General features: G+C 63.7%; 16 protein-coding genes. All 16 read left to right on the top strand.

Annotated features, from left to right (window positions below):
* Positions 1-44: 44 nt before the first annotated feature.
* Entirely contained in the window at positions 45-665 is a 621-nt protein-coding gene (locus AC1Q7O_RS26485; protein WP_492662208.1) for a hypothetical protein, read from the top strand.
* A 153-nt stretch (positions 666-818) separates the two neighbouring features.
* Positions 819-1,163, top strand: a complete 345-nt coding sequence (locus tag AC1Q7O_RS26480) for a CzcE family metal-binding protein (protein ID WP_492662207.1) — start codon at positions 819-821, stop codon at positions 1,161-1,163.
* A gap of 154 nt (positions 1,164-1,317) precedes the next feature.
* Entirely contained in the window at positions 1,318-1,698 is a 381-nt protein-coding gene (gene czcI / locus AC1Q7O_RS26475; RefSeq protein ID WP_492662206.1) for a cation efflux protein, CzcI family, read from the top strand.
* Between the two features lie 106 nt (positions 1,699-1,804).
* Positions 1,805-3,115 (top strand): TolC family protein, encoded by a 1,311-nt coding sequence (locus AC1Q7O_RS26470; protein WP_492662205.1) that lies wholly within the window; start codon positions 1,805-1,807, stop codon positions 3,113-3,115.
* 26 nt (positions 3,116-3,141) lie between these two features.
* A complete protein-coding gene (locus AC1Q7O_RS26465; protein ID WP_492662204.1) occupies positions 3,142-4,755 on the top strand; it encodes an efflux RND transporter periplasmic adaptor subunit in 1,614 nt (537 codons plus the stop codon).
* 13 nt (positions 4,756-4,768) lie between these two features.
* Positions 4,769-7,948 (top strand): CusA/CzcA family heavy metal efflux RND transporter, encoded by a 3,180-nt coding sequence (locus tag AC1Q7O_RS26460; RefSeq protein WP_492662203.1) that lies wholly within the window; start codon positions 4,769-4,771, stop codon positions 7,946-7,948.
* Between the two features lie 97 nt (positions 7,949-8,045).
* Positions 8,046-8,732: a heavy metal response regulator transcription factor gene (locus tag AC1Q7O_RS26455; protein ID WP_492662202.1), complete on the top strand. Its 687-nt coding sequence runs from the start codon at positions 8,046-8,048 to the stop codon at positions 8,730-8,732.
* Positions 8,729-10,144 (top strand): heavy metal sensor histidine kinase, encoded by a 1,416-nt coding sequence (locus AC1Q7O_RS26450; RefSeq protein WP_492662201.1) that lies wholly within the window; start codon positions 8,729-8,731, stop codon positions 10,142-10,144. The genes AC1Q7O_RS26455 and AC1Q7O_RS26450 overlap by 4 nt, the downstream gene beginning before the upstream one ends.
* The gene (locus tag AC1Q7O_RS26445; protein ID WP_492662200.1) at positions 10,138-10,329 is read left to right on the top strand and encodes a hypothetical protein; all 192 of its coding nucleotides are present in this window, start codon (positions 10,138-10,140) and stop codon (positions 10,327-10,329) included. The genes AC1Q7O_RS26450 and AC1Q7O_RS26445 overlap by 7 nt, the downstream gene beginning before the upstream one ends.
* A gap of 48 nt (positions 10,330-10,377) precedes the next feature.
* Positions 10,378-10,722 (top strand): cation efflux protein, CzcI family, encoded by a 345-nt coding sequence (czcI, locus tag AC1Q7O_RS26440; RefSeq protein WP_492662199.1) that lies wholly within the window; start codon positions 10,378-10,380, stop codon positions 10,720-10,722.
* Positions 10,723-10,880: 158 nt separating this feature from the next.
* Positions 10,881-13,586 (top strand): heavy metal translocating P-type ATPase, encoded by a 2,706-nt coding sequence (locus AC1Q7O_RS26435; RefSeq protein ID WP_492662198.1) that lies wholly within the window; start codon positions 10,881-10,883, stop codon positions 13,584-13,586.
* Complete coding sequence (locus AC1Q7O_RS26430; RefSeq protein ID WP_492662197.1) at positions 13,579-14,082, top strand: DUF6328 family protein; 504 nt, start codon at positions 13,579-13,581, stop codon at positions 14,080-14,082. The genes AC1Q7O_RS26435 and AC1Q7O_RS26430 overlap by 8 nt, the downstream gene beginning before the upstream one ends.
* The gene (locus AC1Q7O_RS26425) at positions 14,079-14,816 is read left to right on the top strand and encodes a ZIP family metal transporter (RefSeq protein ID WP_492662196.1); all 738 of its coding nucleotides are present in this window, start codon (positions 14,079-14,081) and stop codon (positions 14,814-14,816) included. The genes AC1Q7O_RS26430 and AC1Q7O_RS26425 overlap by 4 nt, the downstream gene beginning before the upstream one ends.
* Positions 14,817-14,831: 15 nt before the next feature.
* On the top strand, positions 14,832-15,035 hold the full coding sequence (locus AC1Q7O_RS26420) for a hypothetical protein (RefSeq protein WP_492662195.1): 204 nt from the start codon (positions 14,832-14,834) through the stop codon (positions 15,033-15,035).
* Positions 15,036-15,065: 30 nt separating this feature from the next.
* Entirely contained in the window at positions 15,066-15,449 is a 384-nt protein-coding gene (locus AC1Q7O_RS26415) for a metal-sensing transcriptional repressor (protein ID WP_492662194.1), read from the top strand.
* A gap of 101 nt (positions 15,450-15,550) precedes the next feature.
* Positions 15,551-15,949: a hypothetical protein gene (locus tag AC1Q7O_RS26410; RefSeq protein WP_492662772.1), complete on the top strand. Its 399-nt coding sequence runs from the start codon at positions 15,551-15,553 to the stop codon at positions 15,947-15,949.
* Positions 15,950-15,967 lie beyond the last annotated feature (18 nt).

Genomic DNA, 15,967 nt, shown 5'->3' with positions numbered 1-15,967 from the left:
ATGCATCAGTTCGCGGAGGTCGGCATGGGAAGGGGCGTCAGTTGATGGCCCAGTCACGCCACGCTTGGAACAGGACAGGTTGGCACGCACATGTCACCGCGGCGGCTGCATCCGCGGCGATCTGTCTGCTGTTCATCATCGTCATTGGTTCCGCACACATCCAGCCGGCGCCGCCGGCCGACCGCACGTCCTTGTCGATCACCTTGATCAGAGTCCCTGATGTGGTCAGACCAGCGCCGGCCATCCCAATCAAGCGGGCCGGCGCAGCGAAAGACCGTGAAGCCCGTCCGTCACGTGATCAAAGCGTGACAGCCAAAATCGCGGATCCAGCGATTGAGCGCGCCGCCGCACATCCGGACGTCGACCAAGCAGACCCGACGCAAGTCGTACTGCCCCCTGCACAAAGCACCGACTCCCGAAGGTCACTGCGACTGGATATCGGCGCAGCAATGGCCAACACACAGGCGCCGTTTCGCGACATGGCCGGGAAATCTGGCGTCGATCTGCAGCACGGCGTGATGTCGAAAGATGAGCGCTTGGCCTTCGCTGTCACCAGTGCTGAGAAGCGCGACTGCCTGGGACCACGAAAAGACCTCGTGGCGGACCTCGTACAACTGGCGATCTATCTGAAAACCATAGCCAGCGGTAAGTGCAAAGGGCAGTAGCGCATGGTGGGCGCCGCACCGGACTGGCCAACATTACAGCTTTGTAATGAGACGAGCAGGCATCCCGTCGGGGGCAGATTTTTACAGTTTCTTCCATGGTGAACGCTTCAGGTGGCTCTACCGAGCAACCCGTCCGCCGAAGAAGGAACCTTCATGAGTCGCATCCTCTCCGCTTCCCTGATCGCCAGCCTCGTGTTCGCTGTTGGAGCTGCCCAGGCCGCTACCGCAGGAACCGACCGCATGCTCAACGGCAAGTCTATGCACGGTGAAGTGGTCGCTGCCACACCCGCCGCCCGCGTCGTCAATGTCGACGCTGGAAAAGCCATCAACGTCAACTGCGGGGACGTGGTGACGTTCCAAAGCGCTGGCAAGAACTTCACCTGGAAGTTCAGCTCGGCCGCACACCGTCCCGTCAACCTGAGCGACATCGCGCCAGCCGGCTTCAGCGAAAAGTCCTTGAAGGTCTACATCTCGCCGAATGATTCCGAGCGCGGCTGATGCGACTGGTTCGTGATCCGCGGCCAGGACCGGGCTGCGGATCACCGCAAACAGCCTTCTGTAAGGCGTTGCAGCACCGCTCTGCGAACGATTTCACTGAATCGGCATCAGCCGACTCACCCGAACTTCCCCCATTCAAGACACAATCCGGTCCATGCGTCGCTGGCTGACCATCCTTCTGCTGTTCATCCTGCCCGTCCAGTTCGCCTGGTCGGCAGCAGCAGCCTATTGCCAGCACGAGGAAGTCACCGGGATGACGCACATTGGGCACCACGCCCATGAGCACAAGGCCGATGGGGGCTCAAAGTCCAAGGCTTCCGGTCAGCATGCCGACGACAAATCGGCCTCCAAGAGCGGCAAGCTCCTGGGCGACAACGACTGCGGCTACTGCCACCTGAGCTTCGCCAAGCCCATGGTGCCGGTCGAGCTGAAGTTCGACGCTGATGCTGTCTTCACTATGGAATCTGCGTCCAAGCAGGCCTTCCGTTCGCGTGGGCCTGATCTCCTCGAACGCCCGAATTGGCGCATCGCCTGATTCGGCGAGCGCAGATCCGTCCCTAAATTTCTCCCTGATGCGGCCCTGACCGCACCACTGCTCTCGCCGAAACCCTTGCGTTGTTCCTACAACCCCGGAGTTTTCGATGCGCAGAACCCTCGTGCCGCTGGCTTGTGCGGCACTCATCTCATCCCTCGCTCAGGCTCAAACGCCTGGGAATCCCAGCCAGAATTCCGCTGAAGCGCGTGTCGCTCAGGCCGCAGTAGCACCGTCCGCTGCGGCGAACGTAGCGCCACAGCAGGCACCGCTCACGTTGCGCGCTGCCGTGGACACAGCGCTCGCTCAGAACCCGCAGCTGCGTGCTGCAACTGCCGAGCTGGACGCCAATGACGGCACAGTCCGGCAAGCGGGCCTCATTCCTAATCCGGTGCTTGGCGTCGATCAGGAAGACCTGAAGTCCGGCACCCGCGTCACGACCCTGCAGCTCAGCCAGACGCTGGAAACCGGCGGCAAGCGCGCCGCCCGTGTCGAAGTCGCTCAGCGCGGCAAGGACATCGCGGCCCTCGATCTCGCAGCGCGTCGCGCTGACGTGCGTGCCATGGCTATCCAAGCCTTCTTCGATGCATTAACTGCACAGGAGCGGGTCAAGGTCGTCGAAGAATCCTTGCGGATCGCCGGCAGCGGTGTAGACGCCGCCTCACGGCGCGTGACGGCCGGCAAGGTGTCCCCGACCGAAGAGACGCGCGCACGCGTCGCCGCGTCGACGGCCCGTATCGACCTGCGCCAGGCGCAGGCTGAAGCGTCGGCTGCCCTGCGGGCCCTGTCAGCCGTCCTCGGATCCCCAGACGGAGCTATCCAGCGCCTGGACGGCAATGTTGACGTCCTGCCGGCCGCCCCCTCCGCACCGGACATCATGGCTCGCCTGCCGGACGCACCGGCCGTGCGTCGCGCTCAGCTCGAAGTGCAGCGCGCCGATGCAACCTACAGCCTGGCGCGAGCGAACGGCGTGCCGAACGTGACGGTTGGGGTTGGCGCGCGTCGCGCGCAGGAGATGGGCCGGAACCAGGCTGTCTTCAGCGTGTCGGTGCCGTTGCCGTTCTTTGATCGCAATCAAGGCACGCAGCTGGAGGCATTGCGCCGCCGCGACGCGGCCCAGGCGACGGCGCAGGCTGAAGAGCTGCGCCTGCGCTCTGAACTTCTGCAGATGTCTGACCTCCTGCAGGCTCGCAAGGATGAGGTGGAAGCCCTCCGCCGTGAGGTGTTGCCTGGCGCACAGAGCGCCTACGAGGCCGCAAAGACCGGCTTTGAGCTTGGCAAGTTCAGCTTCCTTGACGCCCTCGATGCCCAGCGCACCTGGCTTCAGGTCCGCAGCCAGTACTTCACAGCGGTGGCGCAAGTCCACCGGACGGCAGCAGAGATCGACCGCCAGCTCGGCACCACGTCTGACCGCCCCTGACGGGCACACCAACTTCGAGATCGACGATGAAATTCAATCAAAGCAACACCGACGGCCTGCGCGCCTCGCTGGGCAAGAAGCAGCTGATCGCCATCGCGGTGGTCCTGGCGCTGGGTGCCGTCGGCACCGTTTCCATCCTCCGCATGGGCGGCGGTGCGCCGGCGGGCGAGGAAGAGCATGGGCACGGCCATGACGAAGCCAAAGGCCACGGTGACGGTGAACACCATGGCGAAGCCAAGGGCGAGAAGGATCACAAGGACGCCGGCGGCCACGAAGACACCGAGCATCATGAGGAAGCCAAGAAGGGCGCCAATGGCGGCGACATTCTCGGAACCCAGAAGGAAGTTTCCGTGGAGCTGCTTCTCTCGGAGCAAGGTGGCACGCCGAAGATCAAGCTGTGGCTGACCAAGGCCGGCAAGCCGCTGCAGCTGAGCCCCCAGCAGGTTGCAGTGCAACTCGAGCGCCCTGGCCAGGATCCCGAGAAGATTTCCTTCGCGGCCGAAGGCGGCGCGCTGGTCAGCACTCAAGCCATCGAAGAACCTCACCTGTTCAAGGGCACGGTGGAGGTGCAGACGGGCGGCGGCTTGCAGAAATACTCGTTCGCCAAGGACGAGGGTGCTGTCACCATGACCGCTGACCAGATCAAGGCGGCTGGCATCTCCGTCGAATCATCGGCGCCGGCAACCATCCGCACCGCGCTGCAGTTGCCGGGTGAAATCGCCTTCAACGAGGACAAGACAGCACACGTGGTGCCCCGTGTTGGCGGCGTTGTCGAATCGGTTGCCGTGTCGCTCGGCCAGCAGGTCGTCAAGGGCCAGGTCCTGGCCGTGATCAGCAGCTCGAGCGTGTCCGACCAGCGCGCCGAACTTCAGGCTGCCCAGAAGCGCCTGCAGCTTGCCCGTACGACGTACGAGCGTGAGAAGCAACTGTTCGAACAGCGCATCTCCCCGCAGCAGGACGTTCAGCAGGCCGAGCAAACGATGCGCGAGGCTGAGATCTCTGTCGCCAACGCGCGCCAGAAGCTCAACGCCATCGGCGCGTCCGCCGAGTCCTCAGCCCTGAACCGCTTCGAGCTGCGCGCGCCGTTCAACGGCGTCATCGTCGAGAAGCACATCGCCCTGGGCGAGCAGGTGCGCGAGGACGTCAACGTCTTCACCATCTCCGACCTCCGGTCGGTGTGGGCACAGATCAATGTCCCGGCGAGCAGCTTGCCGCAGGTCCGCATCGGCGAGAACGTCGTGATCCGGACGACGGCATTCGAACAGAAGGCCATCGGCAAGGTTGCCTATGTCGGCGCGCTGATCGGTGAACAGACGCGGACGGCTCAAGCGCGCGTCGTCGTCGACAACCCCAACACCGCCTGGCGGCCGGGCCTGTTCGTGAACGTCGAGGTGTCGGCCGGCGAGTCCAGCGCGCCGGTGACGGTGGCATCCGATGCTGTCCAGACGATGGAAGGCAAGTCCGTGGTGTTCGTCCGCACGCCGAGCGGTTTCGCGCCCGTGCCCGTCGAGCTGGGTCGCAACGACGGCAAGCGCACGGAGGTCACTGCAGGCCTGAAGGCCGGCGCGCAGTACGCGACCTCCGGCAGCTTCGTCATCAAGTCCGAAGCCGGCAAGGCATCGGCCAGCCACGCGCACTGAGAGAGGCGTCGACATGTTTGAACGCATCATCCGATTCGCCATCGAGCACCGATGGCTTGTGATGTTGGCCGTGCTTGGCATGGCTGCGCTGGGCGTCTTCAGCTATCAGAAGCTGCCCATCGACGCAGTGCCCGACATCACCAACGTCCAGGTCCAGATCAACACGAAAGCGCCTGGCTACTCGCCGCTCGAAACCGAGCAGCGCGTGACCTATCCAATCGAGACGGTCATGGCCGGCTTGCCCGGTCTTGAACAGACCCGCTCGCTGTCGCGCTACGGCCTGTCGCAGGTCACCGTCATCTTCAAGGACGGCACCGACGTCTACTTCGCCCGCCAACTGGTCAACGAGCGCATCCAAAGCGCCCGAGGCCAGATGCCGGCCGGGGTAGACCCGGACATCGGCCCCATCTCTACCGGCCTCGGCGAGATCTACCTCTGGACCGTGGAGACGAAGCCTGGCGCGAAGAAGCCCAACGGCGAGCCGTACACACCGACAGACCTGCGCGAGATCCAGGACTGGGTCATCAAGCCCCAGTTGCGCAACGTCACTGGCGTCACCGAGATCAACACGATCGGTGGCTACGCCAAGGAATACCACGTTGCACCGGATCCCAGCCGTCTGGCGTCCTACGGCATCACGCTCGCGGACGTCGTCAATGCGCTGGAACGCAACAACGCCAACGTCGGCGCAGGCTACATCGAGCGCCGCGGCGAGCAATACCTGATCCGCGCGCCGGGCCAGGTGCGCTCCATCGCTGACATCGGCAATGTGGTTCTGCGCAACGAAGGCAGCGTCCCGGTCCGCATCAAGGACGTGGCCACGGTCGAACTCGGCCGCGAACTGCGTACGGGTGCGGCGACCGACAACGGCAAGGAAGTGGTGCTCGGCACCGTCTTCATGCTGATCGGCGAGAACAGCCGCACCGTGTCTCAGGCCGTCGACAAGAAGATGGACGAGATCAACAAGAACTTGCCCGCGGGCGTTCATGCGGTGACGGTGTATGACCGTACGACGCTGGTCGACAAGGCGATCAACACCGTCAAGAAGAACCTGCTGGAAGGCGCGATCCTCGTGATCGTCATCCTCTTCGTCTTCCTGGGCAACATCCGTGCCGCCGTGCTGACGGCCATGGTGATCCCGCTCTCCATGCTCTTCACGTTCACAGGCATGGTGAACCAGAAGGTCAGTGCCAACCTGATGAGCTTGGGAGCACTGGACTTCGGCATCATCATCGACGGGGCGGTCGTCATCGTCGAGAACTGTGTGCGCCGCCTGGCGCACGCGCAGGAGCACAAGGGCAGGCCGTTGACGCAGTCCGAGCGCTTCCACGAGGTCTTCCTGGCTTCCCAGGAGGCGCGCCGTCCGCTGCTGTTCGGGCAGTTGATCATCATGATCGTCTACCTGCCGATCTTTGCGCTCGCGGGCGTCGAAGGAAAGATGTTCCACCCGATGGCGTTCACGGTCGTGATCGCGCTGGTGGGCGCCATGATCCTGTCGATGACCTTCGTGCCGGCAGCCGTCGCGCTGTTCATCGGTGAGAAGGTCTCCGAGAAGGAAAACTTCCTGATGGGCTGGGCCCGCCGCGCCTACGAGCCGGCGTTGAAGCGCGTGATGAACGCCAAGCCGCTGGTCATCACCTTCGCGATCGTCACGGTGTTCCTGTCCGGCCTGTTGGCCACCCGCATGGGCAGCGAGTTCGTGCCGAGCCTGAACGAGGGGGACTTCTCGATCCAGACGCTGCGGATCCCGGGCACGAGCCTGTCGCAGTCCGTGGCGATGCAGCAGCAGCTCGAAACGACGCTCAAGAACAAGTTCCCGGAGATTGAGCGCATCTTCGCGCGCACTGGCACTGCCGAGATCGCGTCCGACCCGATGCCGCCGAACATCTCGGACGCCTACGTGATGCTGAAGCCTCAGTCCGAGTGGCCGGAGCCGCGCAAGACGCGTGACGAACTGGCCGCGTTGGTCAAGGCGGAAGTCGAGAAGCTGCCGGGACAGAACTACGAGTTTTCTCAGCCGATCCAGCTTCGTTTCAACGAGCTGATCTCGGGTGTGCGCTCTGACGTCGCTGTGAAGGTGTTCGGTGACGACATGGACGTCATGAACGAGGCGGCCGGGAAGATCGCTGCCGTGCTCAAGGGCATTTCTGGCTCCACCGAGGTCAACATCGAACAGACCACGGGGCTGCCGATGCTGAGCGTGCAGATCGATCGCGAGAAGACGGCCCGGTATGGCCTGAACGTACAGGATGTGCAGGACACGCTGGCCACGGCCGTCGGCGGCAAGGAAGGCGGCACGATGTTCGAAGGCGACCGCCGCTTCGACATCATCGTGCGTGTCCCTGAGAACGTGCGCTCCGACCTGGAGGCTATCAAGCGCCTGCCGGTGCCGCTGCCGGCCAGCGGAAGCAGCGCCTCACGCAAGTTCATTCCCTTGAGCGAAGTTGCAGAGCTGTCGTTGTCCCCTGGCCCCAACCAGGTCAGCCGCGAGAACGGCAAGCGCCGGGTCGTGGTCAGCGCAAACGTGCGTGGCCGAGACATCGGCACGTTCGTCGCGGAAGCTGAGCAAGCCATCCAGCAACAGGTCAAGCTGCCCACGGGCTACTGGATGGTTTGGGGTGGCCAGTTCGAGAACCTGCAGTCGGCGACGAACCGCCTGAAGGTCGTCGTTCCCGTGTCGTTGCTGTTGGTCTTCACGCTGCTGTTCGTGATGTTCGGCAATGCCAAGGACGGCCTGCTGGTCTTCACCGGCATCCCGTTCGCGCTGACCGGCGGCATCGTGGCGCTGTGGCTGCGGGACATCCCGATGTCCATCTCGGCGGCGGTCGGCTTCATCGCGCTATCCGGTGTGGCCGTGCTGAACGGCCTGGTGATGATCTCGTTCATCCGCAACCTGCGGGAGTCGGGCAAGAGTCTGGATGAGGCCATCTTCGAAGGCGCCGTCACCCGGTTGCGTCCGGTGTTGATGACCGCCCTGGTCGCATCGCTGGGCTTCGTGCCGATGGCGATCGCCACGGGGACGGGCGCCGAAGTCCAGCGGCCGCTGGCCACCGTTGTCATCGGCGGCATCCTGTCTTCCACGGCGCTCACGCTGCTGGTCCTGCCGGTCCTGTACCGCATCGCTCATCGCAGGGATGACGAGGAAGAGGCAGCCGCACCTCGCTCCAAGCCGGACCAGGAGGTGATTGCATGAAGGCACTGCCGCATATCGCGGCACGCCGGCCGGTAGGCCGGTGTCCCGCAAAGGTGCACCACTGGCACGGAGGGCGGCCAAGAGGCCGTGGGGCCTCATGAAGATCCTGGTCGTCGAAGACGAAGTCAAGGCGGCCGCATACCTGCGCAAAGGACTCACCGAAGAGGGCTACCAAGTCGAGGTAGCCCGAACCGGTGTCGACGGGCTCCACATGGCGTCCGTCAACGAGTACGACCTTGTCATCCTGGATTGGATGCTTCCGGGCATCGACGGGCTGGCGGTCCTCTCGGCGCTGCGCCATACGCGGTCGGTGCCTGTCCTGATGCTCACCGCGCGCGGCCAGATCGAGGACCGGGTGCGTGGGTTGCAGGGCGGGGCGGATGACTACCTCGTCAAGCCCTTTGCGTTCTCGGAACTGGTCGCTCGCGTGCAGGTGTTGTTGCGCCGCGCTGGCGGTGCTCACCGCACAGACGCCGAGACGTTGATGCTGCGGGTTGCGGACCTCGAAGTGGATACGGTGCGCCGCAAGGCGACCCGGGCCGGACAACGGCTGGACCTGACACCTAAGGAGTTCAGCCTCCTCATCTTGCTGCTGCGACGCCAGAGCCATGTTCTGTCGCGAACGGAGATCGCCGCGCAGGTGTGGGACATGAACTTCGACAGCGAGACCAACGTGGTGGAAGTGGCCATCAGACGCTTGCGCTCGAAGTTGGACCAGCCTTTCGAGCGACCGCTGCTGCACACGGTCCGCGGTATGGGCTACGTGCTGGAGGATCGGACATGAGCGCGATCTCTGCCTCTGCGCCCAGCTTGCGCGCCAAGCTGTCGCGGCAGTTTGCGCTTCAAACGCTCGTTGGCCTCAGTCTGGTCTGTGGCGCCGTCTATCTCGTCATTTCCTTGACGTTGTCGAGCCGCCAGGACGACACCCTTCTGAAGAAGCGGGCAGCCGTCCAGCGCCTGCTGGCAGAGGGGCAGGAGGTTCACGACATCCCTGGAATCAAGCACCTGTTGAGCGATTTCCTCGCGGGGCATGACGATCTGTCGCTCGTCGTGCGCCAACAGGACAACACCGCGGTGTTCGAGAAGGATGACGCGCAGCGGCCGGAGGCGATGAGCAAAAGGCTGGGCTTCGACGTCCGGCTGCCCAGCGAGTTGGGCGGGGCAGGGCGTGCAGAGCTGATCTACGACATCCGCAAAGATGATTCCTTGCTGAGCCGGTTGTGGTGGACTCTGTTCACCGCAGCCGTCCTGGGAACCTGCGCGGTTTCGGCGGGCGGCTTTGTCTTGGTCAAAAAAGGGCTGGCGCCGCTGAATGCCCTGGCCCGGAGGACGTCGGAGCTCAACGCCAGCCGGTTGGACCAGCGGCTGGACGACACGGGCCAACCTGCGGAAGTGCTGCCGCTGCTGCAGCAGTTCAACGCCTTGCTGGATCGGCTTCAGGTGGCCTACGTGCAGATGGAGGCGTTCAACGCCGACGTCGCGCACGAACTGAACAACCCGCTGTCGATCCTCATCGGTACCTGCGAAGTTGCACTTCGACGCCCGCGCTCAAGCACTGAGTTGCATGACACGATAGCGTCGAACCTGGAGGAGTTGCGCCGGATCGCCGTGATCGTGGCCGACATGCTGTTCCTGTCCAATGCGGAACGGGGTGTGCCGGCGCGCAGGGCCATTCCGCTGAGCATGGCTGACCTGGCGACCGAGGTCATCGAGTTCTACGAGGCGGTGCTCGAGGAAGCGGACCTGCGTGTGGAGATACGCGGCGATGCGCGTGTAGCGGTCGACGTGGGGCTGGTGCGTCGGGCACTGTCCAATCTACTGGGCAATGCGTCGCGGTATGCGACGCGTGGCTCGCTGATCGAAGTGCGAATCGGCCGGGCGGATCATGCGCAGGTGAGCATCGGTGTTCATAACCAGGGGGAGGCCATCCCGGCTGAACACTTGCCCAGGCTTTTTGACCGGTTCTACCGGATCGATCCCTCTCGCACCAACGCTGATCGCAATCACGGCCTGGGTCTTGCCATCGTGGCGGCCATCGCACGCATGCATGGCGGAAAGGCAGTTGCGCAGTCGTCGAACGATGGCACCTACATCCGCTTCACGCTCGAAGATCCCGATGCAAGGGATAGTGACAAATCGGCCAGCAGCGGTAGTGCGACGGCCCCTACCGTTCGAGAGGGAGGCCTGCCATGCTGACCCTGTTCGAGCATCTGCGTGAGAAGCACCATGGGCTAGCCACCTACATCTTCGCCAGCTCGATGACGGTGATCGTGGTGTCGCTGATCCTGCTCATCTACTTCCTTCGACAAGATCGGGCGAAGAAGGAGCAGCGTCGGGAAGAGCGCCGCGAGAAGCGTCGGCGGGCTCGGCAAAAGCGGTAGCCTCCTACAGAGACCCGCTGCTAGGATCTTTTGGTGCGAAAAGCTCTCGTGATCTTCTTGCTCGCAGTACTTCCCTTCCAGTTTGTCTGGGGGGCGGCGGCTGGGTATTGCCAGCACGAGCAAGGGATTGAGGCGACCCACTTCGGTCACCACGCGCACAAGCATCAGGCCGACAAGCACGCCGACGACTCTGCCGAAAAGTCGAAGCAGGTAGGCGGCGATGACGCCGATTGCATCGCCTGCCACATGAGCTGCGTGACTGTGTTGTCCGACGTCCAGCCGATTCTGCAGTTGGATCGGATAGAGCTGGCGGCACCCACGGTCAGCCGTCCACACTCCAGGTTGGTGGTGTCAGCCATCGACCGCCCCAATTGGGCAACTTTCTTGATCTGAGTTCGTAGCTACGGCTTCGGACATTTCCGGCGGCGACCATCGCCGGGCGATTCAGATTGATCCGCATCAGGCCGCGAGCCGAAGCGGATCGAGCCACCAGGCAGCCAGCCCAACCTCACAAGTGCCGGCTGCACTCGTTCAAGAAAGCGAAGCCGTCCATGAGCGATACCCAGAAGTTGCGGCTGGACCTCCCGTTGGTGCTGCCCGACATCCACAGCACCGAAGACCCCTGCGTCAAGCGGCTGCAGGACAAGCTGGTCGGGCGCCCTGGCGTCGACGACGCGCACGTCACAGGCGTTGCAGAGGGAAAGCCTCAGTTATGCGTTCACTACGACCCGAACGTGATCACGCTCAGCCGTTTGCGCGAGTTGGTCACGTCGGAAGGGTTGGCGCTCACCGATCGCTTTGCGCATGTGCTGGGGCGCGTCAACCTGCCGATGCACGCCCGATTTGCGCAACGGGTCGCCGACCAGCTGCGCGCTCTGGACGGCGTCATCGAGGCGGATGTCTCGCCAGGCGGTGTTGTGCGCATCGAATACGACCGTTCACGCGTCGATGAAACGAGGCTGAAGCAGCGCCTTACCTCGTTGGACATCACGGCCGAAGACAGCGCGGTAGCGTCGACGGGCAAGCCTCGCGCCAACGGAGGCCCTGACCTTCCTGCACCCCCACCAGATCCGATGTCGGCGAAGCCAAGAGCTGCCAACGACGAGCACGCCGGCCATGACCACAGCGATCACGACCACGATCCGCACGCAAGCCATGACCACGCCGGTGAGGACAAAGGCAAAGCCGCTCACAAACACGACGAGAAGGGGCATGCCGGCCATGATCACAAGGACGGGGAGGGCGGTGAACACAGCCACGAACATGGCGGACTGTTCGGCGAAAAGACCGAGCTGATCTTCGCCAGCCTGTCCGGTGTGTTCTTGCTGGCTGGATGGCTGATCGGCCGCGCAGGCTCGGGCCCCGAGTGGCTGCCGACTGCCTGCTACGTCGTCTCCTATTTCTTCGGCGGTTTCTATACCGTCAGAGAAGCCATCGAGAACCTGCGCGCCAAGCGCTTCGAAATCGACACCTTGATGCTCGTCGCCGCGGCCGGTGCGGCAGCCCTGGGTTCTTGGGGGGAAGGCGCTTTGCTGCTGTTTCTGTTCAGTCTCGGTCACTCGCTGGAGCACTACGCCATGGGCCGCGCGCGCCGCGCGATCGAAGCGCTGGCCAAGCTCGCCCCTGAGACAGCAACGGTTCGCCGCGAGGCCGGTACCGAGGTCGTACCGCTGGAGAAGCTGCAGGTGGGCGACGTTGTCGTCGTGAAGCCCAATGAGCGACTCCCCGCCGACGGCGTGGTGGTCGTTGGCACGTCCAGCGTCAACCAGGCGCCGGTCACCGGTGAAAGCGTGCCCGTCGACAAGCGCCCGGTCGATGACGGAAAGGCTGCAATCGGGAACTTCGAGCGCGTCGCCGCGGAGAACCGCGTCTTTGCCGGCACGATCAATGGCTCTGGCGCGATGGACGTCATGGTCGCGCGCAAGTCCGATCAGTCCACGATGGCGCGCGTCATCAAGATGGTCACCGAGGCAGAGGCGCAGCGGTCGCCGACCCAGCAGTTCACCGAAAAGTTCGAGCGGATCTTCGTGCCATCGGTACTGGTGCTGGTCGGCGTGCTGCTGTGTGCCGGGTTGGTTGTTGACGAACCGTTCTCGCAGACCTTCTATCGCGCCATGGCAGTGCTCGTGGCGGCGAGCCCGTGTGCCCTTGCGATCTCGGTTCCAAGCGCGGTGCTGAGCGGGGTCGCTCGCGCCGCGCGCGGCGGCGTGTTGGTCAAGGGCGGCGGACCGTTGGAGAACCTCGGCACGCTGACGTCGATCGCGTTTGACAAGACAGGCACGCTTACCGAAGGCAAGCCGAAGCTGACCGATGTGGTGCCGGCTCAGGGTGTGCCCGACACGGAGTTGCTGGCGGTGGCACTTGCCGTGGAAGAGCACAGTGACCACCCGTTGGCTGCCGCCATCGTCAGCGGCGCGAAGGAGCGCTTGGGCGACAAGGCCGACCTGCTGCAGGCGTCCGACGTCAAGAGCATCACCGGTCGCGGCGTGCAGGCACAACTCGGTGGCGAGACGGTACACATCGGCAAGCCGGTGCTGTTTACTGAGTTGCCCGACTCCGAGGTGCCTGTAGACGTCGACGAAGCAAACAAGAAGCTCGTGGCCGATGGCCGCACCACGATGATCGTGCGCAAGGGCAGGCGGTTCCTTGGTGTGATTGGCGTCATGGACACGCCGCGGCCAGTTGCCGGCCAGGTGATGAGCGAACTCCGCAAGCTCGGTATCGAGCGGCTCATCATGATCTCCGGCGACAACCAGAAGGTCGCAGAGGCGGTCGCGCAGACGGTCGGCCTCACGGAGGCGCGCGGCGACCTGATGCCGGAGCAGAAGGTCGAGGAGATCAAGAAACTACGCACAGAACACGGGAAGGTGGCGATGGTGGGCGACGGTGTCAACGACGCACCGGCGATGGCCAACGCAACTGTCGGTATCGCGATGGGAGCGGCCGGCTCGGACGTTGCTCTGGAGACCGCTGACGTGGCGTTGATGGCTGACGACTTGGCGCAGTTGCCTTTCGCCGTGGGTCTGTCGCGCAGCACGAGCCGCGTCATCAAGCAGAACCTCTGGGTGAGCCTGGGCGTCGTCGCGGTGCTGATCCCATCCACCATCCTGGGACTGAGCATCGGAACGGCCGTGATCTTCCATGAGGGATCGACGCTGCTCGTGGTCTTCAACGCGCTTCGGTTGCTGGCCTACAAGCCGTTCGACAAGAGCGAAAAGACCGCGGAACCGGCCAAGCCCGCCCCGGCCAATGCCTGACGCGCCCATGAACGCGCGGGGCGAACAAGGCCGAAACACGGCAACCGATGCGGCGCTGGACGGTGACGACGGCGACCTGACCGACATGTTGGGTGAACTGCGCGTGCTACTGCCCACCGCACAACTGCTGTCTGCGTTCCTGATCGCGGTGCCGTTTGCACCAGGGTTCCGCAGCATCGTCCAAGCCGAGAAGAATGTGTTCTTAGCCACCTTCCTGCTGTCGGTGGCGGCCCTGGTCCTGTTCACCGCACCGGCGGTGCAGCACCGGCTGATGCGGCCGCTACGGCAACGCGCGAGTTTCAAGGCAAGGGCGAGCAAGCAGATGCTGGTGGGCGCAGCCTTCCTTGCGATTGCGCTGGTGCTGGCCACGCAATTCGTGCTGTCGGAGGTGCTTGGTCACACGATCGGCAACGTGGCTGCGGCCGTCATCGGCGCGCTGATCAGTGCGATGTGGCTGCTGGTGCCCCTGACCTGGAACCGCAGACAGTCCGCATGACCGGTCAGCCAATATCACTCGGCGGCGTGATGATGTTCGCCGCCGTGCCGGCGACTGCCCTTGTGGTCGGTGGAGTTGTCGCAGCGGTGCGCACCCCTGGCCCCAAGGTGCAGAGCGCTGTTCAGCACATCGCTGCCGGCGTGTTGTTCGCGGCGCTGGCGACGGAGCTTCTGCCGGATGTTGTCCACCGTCGCCTTCCCTGGGTAACGCTCGGCGGTTTCGCTCTTGGCGTGATCGCCATGCTGATGCTCAAGGCGTTCGCGCGACGGCTTGAGGAGCGTGAAGAGAGGACCGCACCATCGGCGTTGCCGACCAGCCTGTTGTTAGCGTCAGCGCTGGACATCGCGCTGGACGGATTGCTGATTGGTGTCAGCTTCGCAGCCGGAGAGCGGCAAGGCATGCTGATCACCATTGCGATGACGCTGGAGGTCCTGTTTCTCGGCGTAGCGACCGCCGCGGCGATACGGGGCCCAAACGCGCGACGTCTGGTGCTGGCCACGACCCTGAGTTTTGCGGCGCTGCTGACCGCCGGTGCAGGCGTCGGGGCGTACTTTCTGGCCAGCGCCAGCCCTGTCGTCCTGGACGGCGTGCTTTCCTTTGGCGTCGCAGCATTGCTCTATCTGGTCACAGAAGAGCTACTCACCGAGGCGCACGAAGTTGACGAAACGCCGCTGCTGACGTCGATGTTCTTCGTCGGCTTCCTGGCGTTGTTGATGATTGAAATGATGGTCTGACCCGGAGGCGTTGTCATGAACCGCATGAAAGAGCTCGCAAAGTTCGGATCGGGGTTCGAGGCGTTTCACGCGTTGGCCAACGCCTATTTCTGGCTGCAGGGCTTTGAGATCATGCTCTTCGGAGTTAAGACGTCACCGGCCATGCACCTTGCGAGCGCCTTGCTGAACGGAACAGCAGCCGCGGCTCTTGGCATCTACGGGTGGCGTAATGCCCGTTGAGCGGGCCAGTCCGAGTCTGTATGGGGTGATATGTCCGCGCCCGCACGCTGCCAACGCCCGGCTCAAGCAAACTTTTCACGCCATGCAACGTACCTTGCCGCCCGATTTCAGTATCCCCCTGGTAGGATACGAACCGTGAGCCACGACCATGTCCATACGAGCCATCCAAAGGTGATCAATCGCCTCAAGCGTGCGAGCGGTCATCTCAACAACGTGGTCGGACTGATTGAGGAACACCGGCCTTGTGCCGAGATCGTTCAGCAGTTGCACGCGGTCGAGCGAGCCATCAATGCCGCCAAGCGCGCTTTGATCCATGACCACCTTGAGCATTGCCTTGGCGACGCGGTCGAGCATCAGCCGAAATCCTTGCAAGATGCCGTGGGCGAGTTCAGGGAACTGAGCAAGTACCTCTAAGAACAGTGAAGTCATTCAGCGTCAACCAGCGAGCAGGTTCGCGCGGCGGGATTGCATCCCGGCCGCGGGGACTGGGCTGGGCGTTTCGCTGGCTGCTGGTGATGGTTCTGGTGTTTGATCAGCTCAGCGCACCGTTCCATCATCATCAACATGACTCTGGCATCGACGCAGTGGCCGTGGAACTTGCAGAAGCCGCCGCTTCGCACGAGTTGACGGCCGAAGCGGTTGCATCCCGCGTGCATGCCGATGACCACGACGATGACCATGGTGATACGCGCGTCGGTCATTCGGCTACAGCACTTCGCACTCAAGTCGCCTCGGACCTCAGCGGTGTTCATTCACTGGGCGATGCACTGATCGTCGCGACTGCGTTCGTCGTCGTGTTTCCAGCTGAAGAGGTCGACGCGCCGGCGCCGACATGGCCCGACCGAGGGCCGCCGCTTTTCACCTCCTTCAAGAGCCTGCCACCGGCAGGCCGTGCCCCTCCGCTCCACGCCTGAAAAGCCGCAAGCCGCTTT

The organism is Roseateles sp. GW823-FHT07B05 (assembly GCF_058794515.1).
Note: the sequence above shows the minus strand (reverse complement) of the source record. Positions and strands in the feature narration are given on the sequence as shown.

Excerpts from the sequence above, each read along its gene's own strand:
- AC1Q7O_RS26485 (WP_492662208.1), top strand. The coding sequence starts at position 45 with ATGGCCCAGTCACGCCACGCTTGGAACAGGACAGGTTGGCACGCACAT.
- AC1Q7O_RS26480 (WP_492662207.1), top strand. The coding sequence starts at position 819 with ATGAGTCGCATCCTCTCCGCTTCCCTGATCGCCAGCCTCGTGTTCGCT.
- czcI (WP_492662206.1), top strand. The coding sequence starts at position 1,318 with ATGCGTCGCTGGCTGACCATCCTTCTGCTGTTCATCCTGCCCGTCCAG.
- AC1Q7O_RS26470 (WP_492662205.1), top strand. The coding sequence starts at position 1,805 with ATGCGCAGAACCCTCGTGCCGCTGGCTTGTGCGGCACTCATCTCATCC.
- AC1Q7O_RS26465 (WP_492662204.1), top strand. The coding sequence starts at position 3,142 with ATGAAATTCAATCAAAGCAACACCGACGGCCTGCGCGCCTCGCTGGGC.
- AC1Q7O_RS26460 (WP_492662203.1), top strand. The coding sequence starts at position 4,769 with ATGTTTGAACGCATCATCCGATTCGCCATCGAGCACCGATGGCTTGTG.
- AC1Q7O_RS26455 (WP_492662202.1), top strand. The coding sequence starts at position 8,046 with ATGAAGATCCTGGTCGTCGAAGACGAAGTCAAGGCGGCCGCATACCTG.
- AC1Q7O_RS26450 (WP_492662201.1), top strand. The coding sequence starts at position 8,729 with ATGAGCGCGATCTCTGCCTCTGCGCCCAGCTTGCGCGCCAAGCTGTCG.
- AC1Q7O_RS26445 (WP_492662200.1), top strand. The coding sequence starts at position 10,138 with ATGCTGACCCTGTTCGAGCATCTGCGTGAGAAGCACCATGGGCTAGCC.
- AC1Q7O_RS26435 (WP_492662198.1), top strand. The coding sequence starts at position 10,881 with ATGAGCGATACCCAGAAGTTGCGGCTGGACCTCCCGTTGGTGCTGCCC.
- AC1Q7O_RS26430 (WP_492662197.1), top strand. The coding sequence starts at position 13,579 with ATGCCTGACGCGCCCATGAACGCGCGGGGCGAACAAGGCCGAAACACG.
- AC1Q7O_RS26425 (WP_492662196.1), top strand. The coding sequence starts at position 14,079 with ATGACCGGTCAGCCAATATCACTCGGCGGCGTGATGATGTTCGCCGCC.
- AC1Q7O_RS26420 (WP_492662195.1), top strand. The coding sequence starts at position 14,832 with ATGAACCGCATGAAAGAGCTCGCAAAGTTCGGATCGGGGTTCGAGGCG.
- AC1Q7O_RS26415 (WP_492662194.1), top strand. The coding sequence starts at position 15,066 with ATGTCCGCGCCCGCACGCTGCCAACGCCCGGCTCAAGCAAACTTTTCA.
- AC1Q7O_RS26410 (WP_492662772.1), top strand. The coding sequence starts at position 15,551 with ATGGTTCTGGTGTTTGATCAGCTCAGCGCACCGTTCCATCATCATCAA.